The sequence below is a fragment of the Nocardioides sp. zg-1308 genome (genome assembly GCF_013155375.1).
GTDB classification, from domain to species: domain Bacteria; phylum Actinomycetota; class Actinomycetes; order Propionibacteriales; family Nocardioidaceae; genus Nocardioides; species Nocardioides renjunii.
Window position 1 is genome coordinate 277,200 of record NZ_JABJQY010000002.1, and the last position, 21,546, is coordinate 298,745.

General features: G+C 73.4%; 16 protein-coding genes. 6 read left to right on the forward strand and 10 right to left on the reverse strand.

Annotated features, from left to right (window positions below; genetic code table 11):
• The first annotated feature begins 125 nt into the window (after nt 1-125).
• Nucleotides 126-1,544, forward strand: coding sequence for a DUF4082 domain-containing protein (locus tag HN031_RS03075; protein WP_172266195.1), 1,419 nt, complete (start codon nt 126-128; stop codon nt 1,542-1,544).
• On the opposite strand, the gene HN031_RS03080 is transcribed toward HN031_RS03075, so the two are convergent.
• Entirely contained in the window at nt 1,541-2,230 is a 690-nt protein-coding gene (locus HN031_RS03080; RefSeq protein ID WP_172266198.1) for a methyltransferase type 11, read from the reverse strand. The two genes, HN031_RS03075 and HN031_RS03080, sit on opposite strands and share 4 nt — an antisense overlap.
• 169 nt (nt 2,231-2,399) lie before the next feature.
• Here HN031_RS03080 and HN031_RS03085 point away from each other — a divergent pair, with 169 nt between their 5' ends.
• The 3 genes from HN031_RS03085 (at nt 2,400) to HN031_RS03095 (ending at nt 5,365) form a co-directional block, all read left to right on the forward strand.
• Complete coding sequence (locus HN031_RS03085) at nt 2,400-3,059, forward strand: polysaccharide deacetylase family protein (RefSeq protein WP_172266201.1); 660 nt, start codon at nt 2,400-2,402, stop codon at nt 3,057-3,059.
• Between the two features lie 88 nt (nt 3,060-3,147).
• The gene (locus HN031_RS03090; RefSeq protein ID WP_172266204.1) at nt 3,148-4,320 is read left to right on the forward strand and encodes a glycosyltransferase; all 1,173 of its coding nucleotides are present in this window, start codon (nt 3,148-3,150) and stop codon (nt 4,318-4,320) included.
• A 13-nt stretch (nt 4,321-4,333) separates the two neighbouring features.
• Nucleotides 4,334-5,365, forward strand: coding sequence for a glycosyltransferase family 2 protein (locus HN031_RS03095; RefSeq protein WP_172266207.1), 1,032 nt, complete (start codon nt 4,334-4,336; stop codon nt 5,363-5,365).
• Here HN031_RS03095 and HN031_RS03100 read toward each other — a convergent pair.
• From HN031_RS03100 to HN031_RS03120, 5 genes are read right to left on the reverse strand one after another with little or no spacing between them, the layout of a single operon-like run.
• The gene (locus HN031_RS03100; protein ID WP_172266210.1) at nt 5,320-5,964 is read right to left on the reverse strand and encodes a FeoA family protein; all 645 of its coding nucleotides are present in this window, start codon (nt 5,962-5,964) and stop codon (nt 5,320-5,322) included. The genes HN031_RS03095 and HN031_RS03100 overlap by 46 nt on opposite strands.
• Before the next feature lie 28 nt (nt 5,965-5,992).
• Nucleotides 5,993-6,358 (reverse strand): acyl carrier protein, encoded by a 366-nt coding sequence (locus HN031_RS03105; RefSeq protein WP_216652034.1) that lies wholly within the window; start codon nt 6,356-6,358, stop codon nt 5,993-5,995.
• On the reverse strand, nt 6,355-7,581 hold the full coding sequence (locus HN031_RS03110) for a pyridoxal-dependent decarboxylase, exosortase A system-associated (RefSeq protein WP_172266213.1): 1,227 nt from the start codon (nt 7,579-7,581) through the stop codon (nt 6,355-6,357). The genes HN031_RS03105 and HN031_RS03110 overlap by 4 nt, the downstream gene beginning before the upstream one ends.
• Nucleotides 7,578-9,248, reverse strand: a complete 1,671-nt coding sequence (locus HN031_RS03115) for an acyl-CoA ligase (AMP-forming), exosortase A system-associated (RefSeq protein WP_216652035.1) — start codon at nt 9,246-9,248, stop codon at nt 7,578-7,580. The genes HN031_RS03110 and HN031_RS03115 overlap by 4 nt, the downstream gene beginning before the upstream one ends.
• A 60-nt stretch (nt 9,249-9,308) precedes the next feature.
• On the reverse strand, nt 9,309-10,178 hold the full coding sequence (locus tag HN031_RS03120) for a hypothetical protein (RefSeq protein WP_216652036.1): 870 nt from the start codon (nt 10,176-10,178) through the stop codon (nt 9,309-9,311).
• A 153-nt stretch (nt 10,179-10,331) separates the two neighbouring features.
• Here HN031_RS03120 and HN031_RS03125 point away from each other — a divergent pair, with 153 nt between their 5' ends.
• Nucleotides 10,332-11,363 (forward strand): hypothetical protein, encoded by a 1,032-nt coding sequence (locus tag HN031_RS03125; protein WP_172266216.1) that lies wholly within the window; start codon nt 10,332-10,334, stop codon nt 11,361-11,363.
• Nucleotides 11,360-12,751 carry an O-antigen ligase gene (locus tag HN031_RS03130; protein WP_172266219.1) on the forward strand — a complete coding sequence of 464 codons (1,392 nt, stop codon included), beginning with the start codon at nt 11,360-11,362 and terminating at the stop codon, nt 12,749-12,751. The genes HN031_RS03125 and HN031_RS03130 overlap by 4 nt, the downstream gene beginning before the upstream one ends.
• A 13-nt stretch (nt 12,752-12,764) precedes the next feature.
• Here the strand turns inward: HN031_RS03130 and HN031_RS03135 are convergent, their stop codons facing one another.
• From HN031_RS03135 to HN031_RS03150, 4 genes are all read right to left on the reverse strand, one after another.
• Entirely contained in the window at nt 12,765-13,862 is a 1,098-nt protein-coding gene (locus tag HN031_RS03135) for a glycosyltransferase family 4 protein (RefSeq protein ID WP_172266222.1), read from the reverse strand.
• On the reverse strand, nt 13,859-15,094 hold the full coding sequence (locus tag HN031_RS03140) for a glycosyltransferase (RefSeq protein ID WP_172266225.1): 1,236 nt from the start codon (nt 15,092-15,094) through the stop codon (nt 13,859-13,861). Before HN031_RS03140 ends, HN031_RS03135 begins: the two co-directional genes overlap by 4 nt.
• The gene (locus HN031_RS03145; protein WP_172266228.1) at nt 15,091-16,566 is read right to left on the reverse strand and encodes an oligosaccharide flippase family protein; all 1,476 of its coding nucleotides are present in this window, start codon (nt 16,564-16,566) and stop codon (nt 15,091-15,093) included. Before HN031_RS03145 ends, HN031_RS03140 begins: the two co-directional genes overlap by 4 nt.
• A 118-nt stretch (nt 16,567-16,684) precedes the next feature.
• Nucleotides 16,685-21,424, reverse strand: coding sequence for a DUF4082 domain-containing protein (locus HN031_RS03150; protein WP_253943011.1), 4,740 nt, complete (start codon nt 21,422-21,424; stop codon nt 16,685-16,687).
• Nucleotides 21,425-21,546: the final 122 nt, after the last annotated feature.

Consider the following 21,546-nt stretch of genomic DNA (forward strand, 5'->3'; position numbering starts at 1 on the left):
CCCCGGCACAAGCGCCGTACCCCCGTGCAGCGTGACAGCGAGGCCCCATGCGATTCCCCCTGCCCACGACCCGACGTCCCTCCTCCCGCACCGGACACCCACGACCTCGACGGTCGCGTCGGCTGGTGCCGCTCGCGGTGCTGGCGGCGGCGCTCGGCGCCATCACGGTGACGACCGGCCCGTCGCCTGCAGCACCCGACGCCGAGCGGCGGGCCGCCGCCGAGGTGGGCCTCTTCGCGGGGGGTGCGCCTCGGGCGCAGGTCGTGGTGCGGCGCGGACCCGCCCGTGAGGTCGGCATGCGGTTCACCGCGAAGGTCGCCGGCTCCGCCGTGGGGCTGCGCTACTACAAGCCCATGCGGTGGCGCTCCGCGACGCCCCGCACCGCGACGCTGTGGACCGGGCGCGGTGAGCAGCTCGCGCGCGCCCGGGTGCGTCCGGTGACGGGCACGGGCTGGCGCAAGGTCACCTTCGACGCCCCGGTCACGCTGAGCGCCGGACGCCGCTACGTGGTGTCGGTGCACACGCGCGGCAAGGGCATCCACGCCGCCAGCTCCGGCGCCTTCCGCACGCCGAAGGCCAACGCGCACCTCCGCGCGCCCGCCGACCGCAACGGCCTGACGACCGCGGCCGGCGGCGCCGGGTTCCCCGACCGTGAGGCCGCTCGCGACACCAACTACTGGGTCGACGTCCGCTTCGTCCCGGCCGGCGACACCCAGGACCCGACCACGACCCCGACGCCGACCCCGACGACCGTGCCGACCTCCTGGCCGGGACCGGACAACACGGGCGTCCCCGCGGGCACGAACCTCACCCCCTACAACGGCCCGTGCACCATCACCTCGCCGCGCACCATCTCGGCCGTCGACGCCACCGGCTCGTGCGACGCGCTGCTCATCCACACCACGGGCGTCGTCATCGAGAAATCGCTCGTGCCGCGCATCCAGTCGATCTACCAGGACGGCGGCAGCTCGGTGACCGTCACCGACTCCGACGTGCGCGGCGGCGACACCTCGACCGGCGCGCTCTGGGGCTACAACATCACCGCGAGGCGCGTCGACGTCACCGGCGGCCAGCACAGCTTCCACTGCAACGAGAACTGCGAGGTCACGGAGTCCTGGCTCCACGACCAGTACAACCCGGACGGCGGGAGCTACCACAACAACGCCTTCATCTCGAACGGCGGCTCCAACATGGTGATCCGCGGCAACACGCTCCACTGCACCGCGGTGCTCAACCGCACCGACGGCGGGTGCACGGCCGACGTGTCGCTGTTCGGGGACTTCGGCCCGATCGACAACGTCACGGTCGACGGCAACTTCCTGCGCGCCAACAGCTCGTCGATCTCCTACTGCGCCTACGGCGGGGCCTCGACGTCCAAGCCCTACCAGGCCACCAACGTGCGGTTCACCAACAACGTCTTCGAGCGCGGGACCAACCGCAAGTGCGGGGTCTACGGACCGATCACGTCGTTCGACCGCCGAGCAGCCGGCAACGTCTGGTCGGGCAACGTCTGGGATGTCGGAGGCGCGGTGAACCCCGCCTAGGAGGCGCCGCCGCCGACCGCCACCAGCGACTTGGTGACGCCGGCTACCCGCTCGTGATGGACGCGCGCGCCGGGGAAGTAGGCACGCAGCTCGGCGACGCCGACGAGCTCCGTCCACTGCACCTCAGACATCGCCGCACCACGCGACTCGGGGCGGCTGTGCGCCAGCGGCCAGCGGGCGGCCAGCCTGGCGCGCGCGGCCATCGGGAGGAACTGCAGGCCGGGGAAGAGCCAGTGCGGCTCGACCGGGAAGTAGCGGTAGGGCGTCTGCACCCAGAACCGGGGCGCCAGCGCGTGGACCTCGGCGGCGAGCGCCACCCGCTGGGCGTGCCCGCCCACGTGCTCGAGGAGCGAGTTGGAGAACACCACGTCGTACGACGTGGGCGCGCCGGCGGCGGCGAGCGCCTCCCGGGCGCGGCAGGCGTCGCCCGTCACCGGCAGCAGCGAGGCGTCGTCGGACTCCCCGGGCTCGAAGAGGTTGAGGACGGTGACGTCCTTGGGGCGCACGGGCGCGCGGCGCCAGGACTCGACGGTGCCGCCGAGGTCGAGCACCGACATCGTCGCCAGGTCGGGGAAGGACTGCTCCACCAGCTCCCAGCGACGGGCTCGCATCCGCGCGCCGAGCGAACCCGGCGCGTCCACCATCGCGTGCCGCACCCGCGCCGCGGCGCCCTCGTTGACTGCCATGCCTGGTCCCCGTTCCCCATCCCGGTGTGCCTCCCACCCGGGCACCCGCGTCAGACAGTAGGAGCCGGCCCGTGCCCGTGGAGCGCACCGTCCGACCGAATACCCCCAATTGGTGACCTGCCGACGCCGCCCGGTCCCGGCGACGCGGCCACTCCCTACTGTTCGCCGCATGCGCGTCGTCAACGTCTGCTTCCACGGCATCGGGTCTCCCGGCCGGGTCCTCGAGCCCGGTGAGGAGACCTACTGGACCGGTCGCGACACCTTCCTCGGCATCCTCGACCGGGTCGCGGGCCGCGACGACGTACGGCTCAGCTTCGACGACGGCAACGCCTCCGACGCCTCGATCGCCCTCCCGGCCCTGCAGGAGCGCGGGCTGACGGCCACCTTCTTCGTCGTCGCGGGCCGGCTCGACCAGCCCGGCAGCCTGTCGCGCGAGGACGTCCGCCGGCTGCACGGCGCCGGGATGACGATCGGCAACCACGGCATGACGCACCGACCCTGGCGCGGCCTCGACCCGGGGCGGCAGCAGGAGGAGCTGGTCGCCGCCCGGCAGGCCCTCGCCGAGGTGACGGGCCACGCCGTCCGTGACGCCGCCTGCCCCCTCGGGCGCTACGACCGCCACGTGCTGGGGGCGCTGCGACGGCTCGGCTACCGCTCGGCGCACACCAGCGACCGGCGCTGGGCCCGGACCGACAGCTGGATCCAGCCCCGCTACAGCATCCACGCCGGCGACACCCCGGAGTCCGTGGAGCGCGAGGTGCTGCGCCGCCCGGCCGTACCCATGCGCGCCAAGGGGGCCGCCGTCGGGGCGGTCAAGCGCCTGCGCTGACGTCCGCCGCTGCACCGGCGTACCCCAACAGGGGGATGTCCCTGCCGGTCCGCCTCGGGGGCACGGCCCGCCGTGGTCGACTTCGCCCGTGGGACTGACGATCGCGTGCGTCTTCAACGACATCGAGGTGCGGCGGCACTGCCTCGACCGCTCGCTGGACGCCTACCGGGGGCCTGTCGAGGTGGAGTACCTGCCCGTCGACAACACCGACCACGCCTTCTCCTCGGCGGGGGCGGCGCTCAACCACGCCGTGCGCCGGGCGCACCACGACGTGGTGGTGATGGTGCACCAGGACGTCTACCTGCACGACGTCGACCGGCTCGCGGCCGCGGCCGCCGCGCTCGAGGATCCCCGCTGGGGGATCCTGGGCGCCAGCGGCGTGACGTCCGGGCGACAGTGGGCGGGCCGGCTGCGTGACCGGGTGATCCTGATCGGCGAGCCCGCCCCGGCCCCCGTGGAGGTCGACACGCTCGACGAGGTGCTGGTCATGGCCCGCCGCGACGACCTGCTGGCCGAACCCCTGAGCGAGGACCCCGAGCTGGCCTGGCACGCCTACGCCGTCGAGTACGCCCTCCGCGTGCGTTCCTCGGGACGCGCGGCGGGGGCGGTCGACACCGCCATCACGCACAACAGCCTGACGACCAACCTCGCGCGGCTCGCCGAGGCGCACCGCCACGTCGCCGACCACTACCCGGCGCTCGTCCCGATCCACACCACCTGCGGCACGGTCGACGCCCGCGATCCCTCGTGGCGCCGGCTGCCGATCGTGCAGCAGCACGGGTGGCGCCGCCGGTGGTTGCGCCAGTCACCGGCGGCCGCCCGCGTGCGCGCGGCCCTCGGTGTCCCGGTGGTCCTGGCCGACATCGCTCACGAGGTCGACCTGGTGGACTGGTCGTCGGAGACCCCGCTCACGCTGGTCAACCTCGACCGCGCCGGCGGCTTCGCCGGCCCGGGTGGTCGACCGCTCCTCCTCGAGCGCGCGGGACGTCCGCTCGTGATGTCGGCCGTGCCCGACCTCGCAGCCCTCAGGTCGACCCTCGCCGGCCTGTCCCCCGCGGCCCCCGTGCTCGTGACCGGGCTGAAGATCGCGGACCTCGCACCGCTGAGCGACCTCGTCGGCGGCGACCGCTGGCTCGCCGGGGTCCAGTGGGACGAGGTGTGGCTGCTCGGCGGTCCGGCGGCGCTCGACCCGCCCGTCGAGTGGAGCCGCCCCCAGGCCGTCCCGCTGACGGTCGGGCGCCCCCGCGTCCGCGTCGGATGAGGCGGGCCGGCCGATGACGTCCGGCGCGCCCGTCACGGTGGCCGTGGTGACCTGGAACAGCGCCGCGGTGCTGCCCGGGCTCGTGGCGTCGTTGCGCGCGGGTGCGGGCGACGTGCCCCACCACCTCGTGGTCGTGGACAATGCCTCCAGCGACGACACCGTCGCCCTGGTGCGCGCCCTGTCCCCCGAGGCGACGGTCGTGCAGACCGGTCGCAACGCCGGCTACGCCGCTGCCGTCAACGCCGCGGTCGCCGCGACACCCGAGGCGCCGGCGGTGCTGGTGCTGAACCCGGACGTCCGGCTGGCGCCCGGCTGCCTCCCGCTGCTGGTGGCGGCGCTGGACCGGCCCGGGACCGGCATCGCCGTCCCGCGCCTCGTCGACGGCGACGGGGAGCTGGTCCTGTCGATGCGACGGCGACCGACCCTGCTGCGGGCGTACGCCGACGCGCTGGTCGGCGCCTCCCGTGCGGGTCGGTGGCCGGCCCTGGGCGAGGTGGTGAGCGACCCGGCCCTCTACGCCGACGACGCCCGGCCGGACTGGGCCGAGGGCTCGACCCAGCTGGTGAGCCGGGCCTGCCTGGACGCCAGCGGCGCGTGGGACGAGTCGTTCTTCCTCTACTCGGAGGAGACGGACTTCCACCTCCGGGCCGGTGACCGCGGGTTCGGCGTGCAGTACGTTGCCGCCGCCTCGGCGACGCACCTCGAGGGGGACTCCGGCACGTCGCCCCGACTGTGGGCGCTGCTGACGGCCAACCGGCTGCGGTTCTTCGCCCGGCGCTCCTCGCGCCCCGCGGCGGCGCTCTACTGGCTCGCGCTCGTCCTGCGGGAGTCGACGCGGGCCGTGAGGGGCGACGCCATCGCCCGGGCGGCGGTGGGCGTGCTCGTCCGGCCGGCGCTGCTGCGGGCACCGCGCGGACCCGCCTGGCTGGACCGGGTGGGGGCCCGGTCGGCGGGCGCCCCGAGGAGCGCACCGCGACGGTCGGTCGTGCCTGCCCTGCGTCAGTCCGTCGACGGCTTGCGCGACCGGCGCCGCTCCAGCCAGTAGACGAGCACGACGGTCATCGCGGCGCCGCTCATCCCGGACGCCGCGGCGGACCGGAGCCGGCTCCCGCCCACCTGGTAGATCGTCGGGTCGTCCGTCGCGGCCACCGACGTGACCCGCATCCCCGGCACGATGCCGAGCTCGTCCTGCCGCTCGCGCAGCGCCGCGGCGACCCGCTGGACGGTCGCGTCGGCACGGCGGGACACCTCGTCCGGCGTCGAGGCCGCCACCTGGACGTCGAGGTGGTTGGCGGTGAGGTCGCGCCGCCACTGCGTGCCGAGGTTGGGCACCCGGACCTGCACCCCGTCGGTCAGGCCCTGCCCGACCATGTTGGTGTCCGTCGAGGCGGTCGCCATCGCCGCCTCGCCGCCGTTGACGTCGTCGACCACGACGCCGACCATCGGGTAGAGGGTGTAGCGCGGGTCCTCGAGGTAGTTGGGGAACTCAGGGTTCTTCGGCCCCAGGAGCAGGACGTTGAGCTGGGTCCAGTAGACCGGCGGCTGGTGGGTGGTGACGTAGACGAAGCCGAGGCTCAGCACCGCGCCGGCGACCATGACGTACCAGCGGCGCAGTGCCGCGCCGAGCAGGTCCCTCGTCGTCATGGTGTGCTCCTCCGGCCGTCGGTGCGGGTCAGGAGGTCCGCGAGGCGACGAAGTCGGTGAGGGTGCCGATCGTCTCGAACACCTCTCCGGTGAAGTCCTCGTCGTCGATCTCGATGTCGAACCGGTCCTCGAGGGCGGCCGCGAGCTCGACCACGCCGAGCGAGTCGAGCTCCGGGAGCTCGCCGAACAGCCCGGTCTCGCGGGTGAGCGAGCCGGCGCGGTCCTCGATGCCGAGGGTGCGCGCGAGCACCTCGACGACCCCGGCGAGGGTCGTGTCGGGCAAGGTGGTCGTGGCGAGCGTGTCGGCGGTCATGGTGGAGCTCCCTGCGTCGGTCGGGTCGGTGAGGTCGGTCGGTTCGGTGAGGTCGGTCGGGTGGGTCGGTCCGGTGGTCACAGCAGGACCTCCGCGGGCGCCGGGTGGCCGAGGAAGGCCGTCGGGCTGGCGGTGAGGCCGTAGGCGCCCGCCTGGAACACCACGACGAGGTCGCCGACGTCCGGGCGGGGCAGCTCGACGGAGTCGCCGAGCAGGTCGAGCGGGGTGCACAGGCACCCGACGACGGTCACGGGACCGGTGTCGGGGTCGCCGAGGCGGTTGCCCAGGGCCATCGGGTAGTTGCGGCGGATGACCTGGCCGAAGTTGCCGGACGCGGCGAGCTGGTGGTGCATGCCGCCGTCGACCACGGCGTAGGCCTGGCCGCGGGACTCCTTCACGTCCACCACCTGCGTCACGTAGACGCCGGCCTCGCCCACGAGGTAACGACCGAGCTCCAGCGAGACGGCCGCGTGCGGGAGGGCCTCGACCAGGCGCTCGTCGAGCAGCTCGCCGAGGCGCTGCCCGACCAGGGCGAGGTCGAGGCGCTCGTCCTTCTCGAAGTAGGGGATGCCGAAGCCGCCGCCGAGGTTGACGTAGCGCACCTCGTCGCGCAGGTGCGTGGCCAGCTCGAGGACGAGGTCGACGGTGCGGGCCTGTGCCTCGACCAGGATGTCGGCGCGGAGGTTCTGCGAGCCGGCGAAGACGTGGAAGCCGAGGACGTCGACGTCGCCGGGCGACACCTCGCCGAGCAGCGAGGGCACCATCTCGGCGTCGACGCCGAACTGCTGCGGTCCGCCGCCCATCCGCATCCCCGAGCCCTTGACCGCGAACGGCGGGTTGACCCGGACGGCGGCTTGCGGGCGCACCGCGAGCTCCTTACCGGTGCGCACCAGGCGCTGGAGCTCGGTGCGCGACTCGATCTCGACCACCGCACCGGCGGCGACCGCCCGGCGCAGCTCGGCGTCGGTCTTGCCGGGACCGGCGAAGCTGATCCGGGCCGGGTCGTGCCCGGTGTCGAGCGCGACCGCGAGCTCGCCCGCCGACGCGACGTCGAGCGAGTCGACGAGACGCGACAGGTGCTGCACCACGGCCGGCATCGGGTTGGCCTTGACGGCGTAGCCGAGCCCGACCCGGTCGGGCAGCGCCGCGCGCACCTCGGCGACCCGCGTGGTGATCGCCGCCCGGTCGTAGGCGAAGAACGGCGTGGACCCGACGCGGGCCGCGAGCCGCTCGAGCGGGATGCCCGCGACCTCCAGTGCGGCACCGTCGCGGCCGAAGGCGGCCAGGTGCTCCTCGGTCCTCATGCGCGGCTCTCCGAGCTGTCGTGGGTGTCGGCGGCGTCGCCCGTGCTCTCGAGCTGCTGGCGCAGCAGCACCCGGTCGAACTTGCCGTTGGGACCGCGCGGCAGCTCGTGGCGTACGACGACCTCGGCGGGCACCAGGTAGAGCGGCAGGGTGCGGCGCAGGATGGCGAGCAGCTCGGCGGTGTCCACGGTGTCCCCGTAGGGGCTCACGACCAGGACGACCCGGTGCCCCAGCGCGGGGTCCGGGAGGCCGAGCGCGACGGCGTCGGTCACGAGGCCGGTGTCGTAGACGACCTCCTCGATCTCGGTCGGGCTGGCGCGGTAGCCGCTGGTCTTGATCATGTCGTCGGTGCGCCCCACGAAGTAGAGGAAGCCCTCCTCGTCGGCGACCACGCGGTCACCGGACCAGACGGCCAGCTCGGGCGCACGCCAGTCGGTGACCGGACCGGGCACGGGCCGGAACCGCTCGGCGGTCCGCTCGGCGTCGCCCCAGTAGCCCATGGCCACCAGGGGGCCACGGTGCACCAGCTCGCCCTCCTCGCCCGGCGCGCAGGGCGTGCCGTCGGGCTGCACGACCATGATCTCCGCGTTGGGGATGGCCTTGCCGATCGAGTCCGGCCGCGCGTCGACCTGCGCGGGGTCGAGGTAGGTCGAGCGGAACGCCTCGGTGAGGCCGTACATCAGGAACGGGCTCGCCGCGGGGAAGATGTCGCGCAACCGGTCGAGGGTCGCGCGGGGCATCCGCCCGCCGGTGTTGGCGAGGTAGCGCATCGAGGCGGTGGCCTCCGGCGGCCAGTCCACCGTCACCAGCTGCAGCCAGAGCGGCGGCACGCAGGTGAGCCCGGTGACCCCGAAGCGGGCGCACAGCCGGGGGACGTCGCGCGGCAGCAGGTAGTTGAGCAGCACGACGTGCGCGCCCACGGCGAACGCGGTGGTGAGCTGGCTCAGGCCGGCGTCGAAGCTCAGCGGCAGCGCGGACAGGATGACGTCGTCCTCGGTGTTGGCGAGGTAGTCGCTGACGCTCTCCGCGCCCACCAGCATGTTGCGGTGGCTCAGCACGACGCCCTTGGGCCGTCCGGTGCTGCCCGAGGTGTAGAGGATGGCCGCCATGTCGAGGTCGACGGTCGACTCCGTCCGGTCGTCCGCCGCCGGCTGCGGGAAGGACGCCAGGGCGTGGACCGCGAGGTCCTGCGTCGCGAGGGCGTGCGAGGCCAGGGCCTGTCCCGGCTCGGCGTCCACCAGCACCACGTGCTCGAGCGCCGCGCACTCCTTGACGGCCTCGCGCAAGCCTTCCCACCGCTGCCGGGTCGTGACGAGCACCCGCACGTCGCAGTCGGCGAGGATGTAGGAGACCTGGGCCGACCTGAGCACCGGGTTGACCGGCACGAAGACCCCGTCCGCCACCGAGGTGCCGAAGATCGCGGCGACCGTCTCCGGCCGCTTGTCGAGGAAGACCGCCACCCGGTCGCCACGGGCCAGCCCGAGCGAGCCCAGCGCGGCGCCGAGGTGGGCGACGCGGTCCCACAGCTCCACGTAGGTCAACGACGTGTCGCCGTGGCTCAGCGCCGTACGGCCGCCGCGCAGCGCGGCCTGCTCCTGCACCAGGTGGTGCAGCCTGGTCCTGCTCGTCGTGCGTGTCGTCGTGCCGGTCATCGTCCGTGCCCCCATGTCCGCCTGCTCCCCACCTGCTGGTCCGTCCCCGTGTCCCCCACTGCCGTCACCGCGTGCTCACCACGGCACGCACGTCAGCTCGCTGTAGAGGTAGTCGATCGCGCCCGCCGGCGTGTGCCGGCTGCGGAACATCCGTCGCCGGGGAGCGCGCTGCGCGCGGGAGAGCCGCGGCGGCCGGCCCGCGACCCGGTGCTCGGCGAGCGTCACGAGGGTGCGGTGGCGCAGCAGGAGGTGCCGGTAGGGCGCGTGGCCGGCCCTCGCCAGCACGGCGGGGTCCGAGACGTGGAGCAGGGTGGCGAAGAGCGCGACGCCCCTGCGGCGGTCGCGCCGCGCCATGACGTAGCAGGACTCGCCGCCCACCGTCACCACGAAGTGCCAGGCGGCGCCGGCGTGCCGGTGGTCCCGGTAGACCGCGAGGTCGCGGCCGCTCAGGGTCCGCTCGATGTCCTCGGGGCGCGTCACGACGCGGACGCCGCGACGCGACGGGAGCGGCACGTTGGGCACCAGCGCGGTGGCCGTGTCGAGGAACTCGAAGCCCAGCCGTGCGTTGAGCTCGACCACGTTGCCGCTCGGCGACAGGTCGACGAAGTCGTAGCCCTTCTGCCGCAGCATCGCCCGCGCCAGGCGTACGCCGTGCGCGCGGTGCTCCTCGAGCACGCACCAGGCGGCGAGGTTGCACACCCGGCGCACCTCACCGTCGACCACGCGCTCGGAGTAGAAGGCGAGGTAGACGCCCACCACCTCGTCGCCCTGCCGGAGCAGGAAGCCGTGGTTGGGTGCGTCGACGCTCCACGTCGGCATCGCCGACCGGGCCCACTGCTCGCTGCTGAGGCGGCTGTTGAGGTGCCGGTGCAAGAAGTCGCCGACCGCCACGACGTCCTCGTCCCCGATGGGGGCGACGTCCACCCCCCTGGGTCCGTCCACCATGCGCCCACAGTAGGGAGGACCGGGCCCGCCGCCGGGCGGGCGCGGACCACATACCCCATATGCGGGACAGGGTCTTCTCACCGCCGTCGGCCGCCGTGGTGCGTGGAACCATCCCTGCTTGGGGAAGAACACGCAGACGCACAAGGGGGCAGCGTGGAGCTCAAGGTCTTCTGGCGCACGCTGCGCCGGCGCTGGTACCTCTCACTGGTGGTGATGGCACTGACGGTCGCCGCAACGGCCTACGTCGTGCGCGACGTCGGGCCGAGCTATGAGGCGGAGGGGTCCGCGCTGGTGTTCCCACCGGCCAGCTCCATCCGGTCGGAGGGAGCCACCAAGACGGTCGGCAACCCCTACCTCGAGCTCGCCGGCGTCGCCCAGGCGCGCGACGTGGTCATCCGGACGCTCAAGTCGCGCACCGTCCAGACAGACTGGGGCGAGCAGTTCCCCGGGATGTCCTACGAGGCCACCCCCGACTTCACCAACAGCGCCCCGATCATCCTGTTCACGGTCGAGGGAGGCACCTCGACCGGTGCCGCCGCGGCCCTGGACGACCTGATGGCGCGCGTGCCGCTCATCCTGGTCGACCTCCAGGAGGGGCTCGGCCTCAGCGAGGACGGCTTCGTCACGGCCCGCAAGCTCACCCAGGACGCGCGGCCCGCGATCGTGCGCAAGAACCAGATCCGCGCCGGCCTCCTCACCGCAGCCGCGGCCGGTGGTCTCGGCCTGCTGCTGCTGGCCCTGGTCGACTCGCTGCTCGGCGTGCGCGCCCGCAGCAGGGCCCAGCAGGACGCGGCGCGCGCTGCCGAGGAGGACCCGGACGGACCGGACGACGAGCCGGTCGAGCAGGTCACCTCGCTCGGCGTGGACGACCCGGGCGACGAGGCCGGGACCGCCGACGAGGCTGACGGTCCGGTCGAGGAGGACGCGCCCGCCGAGGAGGTGCCGATGCCGATCTACACCTACCGGATACCGCTGGCCTCCGAGATGGCGGTGAGTCCCGCCCGGTCGAGGTGGTCCCGTGCGACCCGGAGGGGCGACTCGGCCCGCGACGCCCACCGCGGCGGCAACGGCGAGACGCCGCCCAGCCTGATGGGCCTCAACGGTCCCCAGGCCAGGGAGCGCGGACCGTGGTCGGCGACCCCCGTCACGAGGCCGAGGACGAGAGCCCCCGGCAAGAACCGATGAGCGGGACAGGGACGGCGTTCGTCGGCGTCGAGGGCACCGACACCCGTCGCGGCGCCGACGCGACGACGGTCCTGACCCTCTACCTGGTGCTGCTGTGGCTGATCCCGTCGTCCATGGTCGTGCCTGCGCTGGGCAGCGCCGGCAGCCCGGCCAACCTGCTCGGCATCGCGGCCTTCTTCTGGTGGGTGTGGTTCCACGTCCGCCGCACGGAGGTGAGCGGTGTCGGGCTCCAGCCGGTGCGCGCAGCGATGCTCGGCTGGCTGCTGATCATGCTGATGGTCTACGCCAACGCCATGGCCGGACCGATCCCCAGCGACGAGATCAGCGTCGCCGACAACGGCATCCTCCGGCTGGTCGGCATGGCCGGCATCCTGCTCACGGCCAACGACGGCATCAGCTCGACGGAGCGGTTGCACGCGCTGCTGCGCCGCCTTGCCCTGGCCGCCGGGGCGGTCGCGGTCCTCGGCTTCGTCCAGTACGTCACCCACCAGCTGTGGATCGACCGGCTGTCCATCCCCGGCCTGACCCCGGGTGCGGTCGTCGAGCTGGGCGCCCGGGCCGGCTTCGCCCGGCCGAGCGGCACCTCGGCCAGCGCCATCGAGTACGGCGTCGTGCTCGCGATGGCGCTCCCGATCATGATCGCCCTGGCGAGCGGCGACCACCGCCGGCGGTGGGTCTTCCGGCTGCTGCTCGTGCCGATGGTGCTGTCCATCTACCTGTCGGTGTCCCGGTCGGCCTACCTGTGCGCCCTCGTCGGGCTGATGGTGATGGCCCTGTCCTGGACCAACCGCCAGCGGCTGCAGGCGCTCGCCATCATGGGCGTCGCCTCCGTCGCGATGTACCTCGCCGTGCCGGGCCTGCTCGGCACGATCCTCGGCCTGTTCTCCGACGCCGACGAGGACCCGAGCGTGTCCTCGCGCACGGGCAGCTACGAGATCGCCTCGGAGTTCGTCGCCAACAGCCCGGTCATCGGCCGCGGCTTCGGGACCTTCCTGCCGAAGTACTGGATCCTCGACAACGGCTACCTCGGGCTGCTCATCGAGGGCGGCGTCGTGGGCCTCCTCGGGTTCCTCGCCGTGCTCACCGCCGGGATCCTCGCCGCTCGACGCGCCCTCGCGACGACGGACCACGACGGCCGTCTGCTGGCGCGCGCGGTCATGGCATCCATCGTGGCGGGCGCGAGCTGCCTGGCGTTCTTCGACACCTTCGCGTTCCCGCAGACCTCGGCCTGCGTCTTCCTCGTCCTGGGGATCGCCGGCGCCATGCGGCGGCTGCAGGCGGCCGAGCGCACGGCACCCGGGTCGGGGTCCACCGCCGAGCCCTCGCCGGAGTCGTCGCCGGAGGGGTCAGCGGAGTCGGCACCGACGTCGCCGGCGCCTCCTCGCTGAGCGCGACCGGCCCTCAGCGAGCGGCCTTGGCCAGGACCTGGCCGAGCCCCGCCTCGAACGACTCCCACGAGAACAAGGTGGCGGCGCGCTCGCGGCCGCGTGCGCCGAGCTCCTCGCGGCGTCCGGCGTCGGCGACCAGGGCGGCCACCTCGCGGGCGAAGGACTCGACGTCCTCGGGCGGGACGAGCACCCCCGCGTCTCCGAGCTGGTGGGAGACACCGCCGACGTCGAAGGCCACGACCGGCTTGCCGAGGAGCATCGCCTCCATCACCACGAGCGGGAACGGGTCGTCGCGCGAGGGCAGGGTCATGATGTCGAAGCGCGCCATGTCGGCGGCGGGATCGGCGGAGGCGCCCGCGAACTCCACCCCGGCGAGGGCGGCGGCCCCGGCGGGCGGGTCACCGCCCCCGACCCACACGAACCGCAGGCTGCCGGGCGGGGCGGAGTCGAGCAGCGACCGCGCGACCTGCAGCCACAGGTCGACGCCCTTGCGGTGCTCCACCGCTCCCAGGCAGCCCACCACCACGGCCCGCGGCGGCTTCGTCGGCTGCTGCGCGGCGCCGGCGAGCCGTGTGGCGTCGGGGATCGAGAGCAGGAGGTCGAGATCCTCGGAGGCGGCGCCGAGGCCGACCAGGGCGTCGGCGACGCTGGGCGAGCAGGCGACGAGCCGGACGTCGCCGCCGGGCAGCCCGTCGATCCCGACGCGTCCCAGGAAGCCGCGCAGCACCTCGCCGGACTCGTGCACGTGGAGGACGGCGGGGTGGCGGAGCAGGGTCGCGGCGCGGACGTAGGCGGCGGACGACGTCGAGTTCACGTAGACCAGGTCGGGGCGGTGCGCGGCGACGACGGCGATCGCCGTACCGACCTCGAGCAGGGCGGCGGCACGCGACCGTACGCGGCCCGGGCGGGCCCACGCCCGTCGCAGCGTCCGCCACAGCGGTGTCACGCGGGTCGGTGCGACGGCCGCGAAGTCCTCGACGAGCGGCCCGGGTCGCTGCGAGACGATCCGCACCCGGTGGCCCTGCTCGACGAGGCCGCGGGCCACCAGGGCAGCGATGCGGGGAGCACCGGTGCGCGACGCCTCGTGGCTGACGAGCAGGACGCGGCTCACGAGGTGGCCCCGCGCAGCGCCCGGAGCGGACCGGCGCGGCGGCTGAGGCGGCCCAGCACGTCGCGTCCGGTGAGGTAGCCGAGGTCGGCCAGCCGCTGCCACCACGCGTCCTCGTGGGCGAGGCTCTCGCGGTAGATCGCCGCCAGGTGGTCGGCGCCCGCCTCCAGCCCGTGGCGTGCGCGGACGTGGTCGCGGCCCCACGCGCCGAGCCGACGACGCTCGCCCTCCCCGCGGAGCAGGTCGAGCTGGGCGAGGAGGTTCGCGACCGGATCGGCCGGTGCGACGGTGCCGTAATAGCCGTCGGCGAGGAACTGCTCGACGGTCTCCGGGCTGAAGATCCGGCTGAAGCCGCGGTCGCCGAGGACCAGCAGGGGACGCCCGTGGGCCATCACCCGCAGTGCGGACCCGCCCATGGCCAGGCCGACGTCGGCGGCGGCGTAGGCGGGGTGCGGGTCGGCCAGCGCACCCGTGAGCACGACGGCCTCGCGTCCGAGCAGCCGGTTGACCTCCGCCGCCCGCTCCGCCACCTGCTCCATCCCGCTGCCGTCGCCCACCAGGACCAGCCGCGCGGCCGGGGCACCCGGTGCCAGCAGGGCGTCCATGGCGAGCAGGATGCCGGGGAGCTTCGGGACGCCGTGGGCCGCCTGCTCCGGGGACAGCGCGTCGATCCGGCTGACGAGCACCAGGACCAGCTCGTCCGCACCCAGTCCGTGCTCGATGCGGAAGCGCCTGCCGGCCTCGTCGTCGGGCCGGTCGCGGGCCAGGTCCACCGGAGGCTCGAGGAGGTAGGACCGCGACCCGTGGACCGCCACGGCCTCGCGGTGCAGGCCTCCTGTGCCCACCACGAGCGAGGTGCGCGCGGTGGTGGTGAACTCGTTGTCCATCAGCCAGTTGAGCACGACCGGGACCCGGCTGCTCAGCCCGCACGCCAGCACCGCGCTGCGCCCGAGCCACGAGGCGAAGACGTGCAGCACGTCGAGGTCGTGCTCGCGGGCGATCCGCCGGAGGTGGCGGGCACGGCCGACGAGTCCCGCACCGGCCGGGATCCGGACGAGCTCGAAGCCGGACTGCTCGGCATAGGGCACCACGGACACCCGCACCTGCTCGTCGATCGCCATGACGACCACGTGGTGGCCCTGGGCGCGGAGCTCGCGGGCGAGGTCGAGGGCGTTGATGGGGCAGCCGCCGAGCGCCAGCCCCTCCAGCACGAACCCGATGCGCAGCGCGGTCACCGGTGCGCTCCCCCGGCCGGGGTGCGGCGCCGCGTCAGCGCGCCGCCGAGCCGTCGCAGCACCCGGCCGGCCTCCGGCAGGTCCTGCTCGATCATGGAGCGGGCCGCGACGAGGTAGACGCCGACGGCCACCGCTCCGCCGACGAGGAGCCCGGTGGCCGGATCCGGGATCCAGCGGTCGCAGAGCCAGGCGGCAGCGCCGGCGAGCCCGGCGGCCAGCGCGGGGCGGACCAGGGTGAGGCCGAGGGCCGCGGGCAGCCGCCCGAGACGGGACCGCATCGCCCAGAGGTAGCCCGGCAGCGACACCACGAGCACGACCACGACGTGCGCCCACGCGGCGCCGACCAGGCCGCCGACCTCGATCCCCCAGACCATGGCCGGGACCAGGGCGGCGACCCAGGCGAGCTGCACCGCGAGCAGCTGGGCGGTCGCGCCGATGGCCACGAGCAGGTTGACGTGGAGGAGGGTGAAGGCGAAGCAGGCGCCGTAGACGGCCAGCACGGCCAGCACCGGCGCCGCACCGGCCCAGGTCTCGCCGAACACCGTCCGGACCAGGCTCGGCGCCATGGCCGTGGTGCAGGTGGCGACCGGCAGGGCCACGAGCGCGACCAGCCGGGTGGCCGACACCAGCGACTCGACCAGGCGCTCGGGGTCGTCGCCGACGCGGCCGAACGCGGGCAGCACCACTCCGTTGAGCACCGAGCCGAGCACGGCCGTGGACCAGTTGGCGACGGTGAAGGCGATCATGTAGACGCCGACCTGCTCGGCCGTCAGCAGGCGGCCGATCACGAGGTAGTCGGCGTTGAGCAGCGTCCAGTTGATCAGGTTGGCCAGGGCCAGCGGCAGCCCGAACCGCAGCAGCGGGACGACGTGCTCGCGTCGCCACTCGGGGCGGTAGCGGCGCCGGAGGCACGCGACGAACACCAGCCCGGTCACGACCTGGCCGACGACGCGCGACCAGGCGAACGCCATGGCTCCCTGGTCCATCAGGGCCAGCACCACGAGGACCACGTTGGCCGGGACGAACCCGGCGAGGGTCCCCAGCAGGATGCGGTCCTGGCGGAAGTCGCGGACCAGCTGGGCGCCGGGTACGGCGAAGACGCCGGTGAGGGCCAGGCAGATCGACATGACGCGGATCGGACCCTCTGCGTCGGGCATGCCGACGAGGACTGCGAGGGGGCCGGCGAACACGGCCATCGACGTGGCGAGGCCCAGGCTGACCAGGATCGAGATCGACGACACGGTCCCGGCGATCTCGTCCGGCTCGAGGGCCGAGCGGGCGACCGCCGATGCCATGCCCAGCTCCGCCAGGCTCGTGACGACTACGAAGACGGCCAGGGCGATGGCGAACACGCCGAACTCGTCCGGGGACAGGATCCTCGCGACGACGGCGGTCACGAGGATGCCGGCCACGCGCATGACGATGTTGCCGACGGCCGCCCAGACGACGCCGCGTCCGACCTCCCGGCGCACGTCCTCGCTCCCGGTGCCGGGCTCCGCTGCGCCTGGTGGCGCGGTGGTGTCCCCCACTGCTGTCTCCCCCACTGTCACGGCCCGCCCCCTGGTCGGCTCGTGGATGCGTCGTCCGACGTCACTGCGACGCGCGGAACACCACGTCCACGAAGTAGTTGGTGGCCGCGTGCGACTGGTTCGGGACCACGCCGCCCGAGCCGTAGCGGTAGCGCCCGTTGTTGCCGGACGGGGCCGTCAGCGGGCCGGCCACGTGGGGCTCGGAGAAGTAGCCCGACGTCGCGGAGTAGCGCCCGTCCGGGGCGTGGTAGGACACGACGTAGGTCTCCCCCGCGACGACCTCGACCGGCGTGGTGAACGGCGCCGTCTGCCATCCGCTTGCCGTCTCGTCCGTGAAGGTCACGTGGCCGATCCGCTCGCCCTCGGCGTTCCACAGCGACCCGGTGTGGGTGCCCGTGTTGCCGGCGCCCTTGAAGAACCTCACAGCCGTCACCAACCCGTCCTGCGAGGCCGTGAACGCCGTGCCCAGCTCCACGGCGTCCGGGTCGTTGACCGCCTGCGTCGCGGGCGTCAACCCGTCGAAGAGCGAGGTGGTGCCCGCCGCGACGGTGCGCATCGTCCAGGTCTGCGTGGGCAGGACGGCCCCGTCGGTCGAGGTCACCCCCGCGAGGGTCGCGGTGTAGTCGGTGTCGGGACTCAGCGGGTCCGTCGGGGTGAACGTGATCGTCCTGCCGTCGGGCGAGAGCGCAGCGGCGCCCGGCACGTCGCCGCTGCCGTTGCTGAGCGACAGCGACCAGCCGTCGGCCACCGGCGCCGTGAGCGTGATCGACGGCCTCGCGGTGAGGGCGACGTCGGTCGCCCCGGCAGCCGGCGAGCGGGAGCCGACGGCGATGCTGGCGGCGTCGCGCTCGAAGACCACGTCCACGAAGTAGTTGGCCCCGCCCCACGAGTAGCTCGGGAACCCTCCGCCGGTGCCGTAGAGGTAGCGGCCGTTGTCGGCCTGGGGCGCAGTCAGGTCACCGGACGTCCACGGGCCGGAGAAGAAGTTCTGGGTGTAGGAGTAATGACCAGCCGGCGCGTAGTAGGACGCCACGTAGCGCGTCCCTGCCTGCACTGGCACGGGGGGCGACAGCAGAGCGGTCTGCCATCCCGAGGCGGTCTCCCCGATGAAGGTCGCCTGCGTGATGCGCTTGCCGTCGGGGCCCCACAGCGAACCGGTGTGGGTCCCGGTGTTGCCGGCTCCCTTGTAGAACCGGATCGCGGTGATGACGCCGTTCCGGCTCGGCGTCAGCGCCACCCCGAGCTCCACCGGGGCTCCGTCGGCCGCGGACTCGACCGCCGGCACCTCGTCGCTGAAGAGTGTCTGCTCGGTCAGCGAGTCGGCGCTGCGGGTCTGGAACGTCCATGACTGGGGTGCCAGGGCCGCGCCGTCCTGGGAGACCACTCCGGTCAGGCTCACCGCGATCGTCGCATCGGCGGGCAGCTGGCCGGTGGGCGTCCACACGAGCTCCGTCCCGGACGGGCTCAGGGCCGCGGAGCCGGGCAGGGTGGACCCCGCGCTGCTGACGGTCATGGACCACCCGGTCCCGATGGGGTTCGTGAAGCCCACCTTGACCTTCGAGCCGCGCGGCACGCCGATCGCTCCCGGGGCAGGGTCCTGTCCGGTCAGCGCGATCGCCGGTGCGACCTTCTCGAACACGACGTCGACGAGGTAGCTGGTCGAGGACGAGCTGCCCGGGAAGCCGGTGTCGTAGGTGTAGGCGCCCGCCGTCGGCCCCACGCGCAGCGGCGACCTGGACAGGTCGGCCGCCGCGAAGGCGTTGGGCGTGGCGGAGTAGCGGCCCACGGTCGTGCGGTAGGACGCGACGTAGGTCGTGCCCTGGCGCACCGAGATCGGCGAGGGGAACGTGAGCGTCTGCCATCCGGTCGTCGACTCGTCGGCGAACGTGCCGCTCGCCATCGGACTGCCGTCAGGCCCCCAGAGCGTGCCGGTGTGCGGCCCGGTGTTGTTGATGCCCTTGTAGAACCGCACGCCCGTCACCTGCCCGTTGGTGTCCGGCGTGAACCGCACGCCGAGGGTGACCGGGGAGCGGTCGGCGTCCTCGAGGAGCGTCGGGGTGAGCGAGTCGTCGAACAGCGTGCACGGGCACACCCCGGGCGGGTTGGGCGGCTTCACGGTCGTGAACGACCAGGTGTCGCCGGAGGCGACGGGGTTGCCGGAGGTGTCGGTGCCGGTGACCTTGGCCGTGTGCTTCACGAAGCCGGCGAGTGGGCCGGCCGGCGTGAAGGTGACGGTCCGGGTCGTGGCGTCGTAGGTCGTGGTGCCCGCGACGGCGGCGCCGTTGGCGTCCTTGAGCGTCAGGCCGGCGGAGCCCGGGGTGAGCGGCTTGGAGAACTTGGCGCTGACCGTCGTGCCGGTCGGCGTGCTCGAGGAGCCGGGCAGCGGTGACTGGTTCATCGCGAGCAGCGCGGAGCTGTCGGTGGTGGTGAAGGTGACGTCGACGAAGTAGTTGGCGTTGTTCTGGCTCGCGTCGGGGAACTGCCCCGGATTGGCGTAGAGGCCGCCGGCCGGAGCGCCGTAGCCGCCCTCGACCAGCAGCGCACCCGTCTCGCGCGAGCGGGCCGCGAAGCCCCACGTCTCGAGGGCGTAGTGGCCGTTGGGGGCGGTGTAGGAGGCCACGTAGGACTGCCCCGCAGTGACCGTCACGGGGGTCTGGAACTGCACGGTCTGCCAGCCGGTGGCGGACTCGTTGCCGAAGGTCGCCTGACCCAGCCGCTCGCCCGAGCTCGACCAGAGCGACCCGACGTGGGTGCCGGTGTTGCCCGCACCCTTGTAGAAGCGGACCCCGGTCACGAAGCCGTCGGCCAGCGCCACGAAGCGCACCCCCAGCTCGACGCCGGACGAGTCGTCGGCGGCGGCGACCTTGGGCGCCTCGGCACCGAAGATGCTGCACGGGCACTGGGCGTTGAACGCCCGCGTGACCACGGGCCCGATGTTGGCCGAGTCGTCCATCGCCCGGACCCGGACCGGTGTGCTGCCGAGGCCGCGCTGCAGGAAGGTGTAGGTCCAGCTCGTGGTGCCGGTGGCGGCGCTCCAGGTGTCACCCCCGTCGACGGAGACCTCGACCCCGGCCACGCGACCACCGCCCGCGTCGGTGGCCGTGCCGGTCACCGTGACGGACTGGCCGTTGGGCTGGTCGGCCCCCGCGGCGGGGCTCGTGATGGTCGCCGTCGGACCGGTCGTGTCGCTCGACTTGGTGGCGGCCACCAGGCCGCTCATCAGGGTGCTCGGCTGGACGCCCATGTCGGCGAAGAGGTTGACCTGGGCCTGCTGCATACGCGGGTCGGCGGGCTCCTTGGCGTAGACCGAGTCGTGCTCCTCGTCCAGGCCCCACGTCCACTGCACGGAGCCGGCGCTGAACACCAGCGCACCGCTGGGCGCCTTGTAGAGCGTCAGGTTGTGCCTCGTGGTGCCGGCGGCCACCGTGTTGCCGAAGTCCTGGAGGTACTCCGGGACCTGCCCGACAGTGGTGGACAGGCGCACCAGTCCGTCGGGCCGGTGTCCGTTGTCGACGTCCTCGTTGGACTCGTAGCCGACCGTGTGCGGCGCGAGCGTCGCCGTCCCGCTGGACATCGAGGCGAGCGGCGTGTGGCGCCACAGGCGCAGCTTGCCCTCGTCGGCGCTCACCTTGACGGCGAGGTCGCTGAAGTTGACCTGGTACTGGGTGCCGATCAGGGCGTTCTCGGGCACGCCGGCCCCGCGGCTCGGGGGCGCGAACCGCGGGTCGCGGAAGGTGCCGGTCCACTCGGGGTCCGGGTCGATCTTGGCGCTGCTCCAGGTCTCCTTGTAGGAGGTGAGGGTGCGGTAGGCGGTGTTGCTGCCGTCGATCGAGGGCTGGTAGCGGGTCTTCCAGTAGCCCTCGTTGCCGGCCAGGAACTGCAGGTGCACACCGGCGTCGCGGGCGGCCTCCATGTTGGCCCGCTGGGCCTTGCTCCAGTACTCGTCGTGACCCACCGACAAGAACACCTTGTGGTTCTTGATGAGGTGGCCGCGACGGTCGGTGTCGACGCCGGCGATGTAGGAGACGTCGTAGCCGTTGCGCTCCATGAAGCGGACCATGGCGTACTCCGCCGACATGAAGAAGTCGCGGCCGTGCTCGCGGCCCCGCGTGAGCATGGGGCGGTTGTAGCTGACCTGGTAGGCGCGCCCGTGCGAGCCGCCGCCGTAGAAGTACGCGCCGCCGTAGGTGTTGTAGGCCTGCCAGGTCGGGTCGGCGGTCTGGAAGACGACGTCGGAGGTGCTGGCGTCGTCGCGCACGATGAACGTGATGTGGCTGCCGTCGCCGGTCGCGCGCTTGAGGTGGGCGATGTAGACGCCCGAGACCGCGGTGGCCGGGACGTTCCACGAGGCGGAGACCCCCCAGTTGCCGCAGTCGTAGAGGTCGGTCTGCACGTCGGTGATGCAGCTGGGCTGCGTCTGGGGCAGGCGGGCGCTGGGGGCCACCGAGGTGATCTTGCGGGCACCGAGGCCGCCGTAGTAACCCATGCGGTAGATGTCGATGGTGTAGGCCGACGCGGAGGTGTCGATCTTGAAGTCGATCCGCTGGCCGACGTTGACCGAGATGTCGGTCGCGAACCCCTGGATCTCCGGGTCGCCGGCGCCGTCGATGTCCCACACGTCCGGGTCGGTCCCGCGCTGCAGGTTCTCGCAGGCGATCTTGTTGCCCCCGGGAGCGCAGGGGTCCGCCGCGTTGGCAGGCGCGGGCCCGCCGAGGAGTGCGGGGCCCACCAGTGCGTTGAGCGTCCCCACGAGCAGGAGGGCCGACGCGCGCATGCCCCACGAACGCACTCGAGCCGTCATCGACCTGGCCATGCCATCACACACCCCTCCACCGCGCGGCAGGTGCCGCCGTCCTGATCCTGGTCGCCCCAGCCCCGGCCTGTGCCTGCCGGCGGGCGATATCCCCACTTTTCGGTGCCCGC

Coding starts and splice junctions, on each gene's coding strand:
- HN031_RS03080 (WP_172266198.1), bottom strand. CDS start 2,230: ATGGCAGTCAACGAGGGCGCCGCGGCGCGGGTGCGGCACGCGATGGTG.
- HN031_RS03085 (WP_172266201.1), top strand. CDS start 2,400: ATGCGCGTCGTCAACGTCTGCTTCCACGGCATCGGGTCTCCCGGCCGG.
- HN031_RS03095 (WP_172266207.1), top strand. CDS start 4,334: ATGACGTCCGGCGCGCCCGTCACGGTGGCCGTGGTGACCTGGAACAGC.
- HN031_RS03100 (WP_172266210.1), bottom strand. CDS start 5,964: ATGACGACGAGGGACCTGCTCGGCGCGGCACTGCGCCGCTGGTACGTC.
- HN031_RS03110 (WP_172266213.1), bottom strand. CDS start 7,581: ATGAGGACCGAGGAGCACCTGGCCGCCTTCGGCCGCGACGGTGCCGCA.
- HN031_RS03115 (WP_216652035.1), bottom strand. CDS start 9,248: ATGGGGGCACGGACGATGACCGGCACGACGACACGCACGACGAGCAGG.
- HN031_RS03120 (WP_216652036.1), bottom strand. CDS start 10,178: ATGGTGGACGGACCCAGGGGGGTGGACGTCGCCCCCATCGGGGACGAG.
- HN031_RS03130 (WP_172266219.1), top strand. CDS start 11,360: ATGAGCGGGACAGGGACGGCGTTCGTCGGCGTCGAGGGCACCGACACC.
- HN031_RS03150 (WP_253943011.1), bottom strand. CDS start 21,424: ATGACGGCTCGAGTGCGTTCGTGGGGCATGCGCGCGTCGGCCCTCCTG.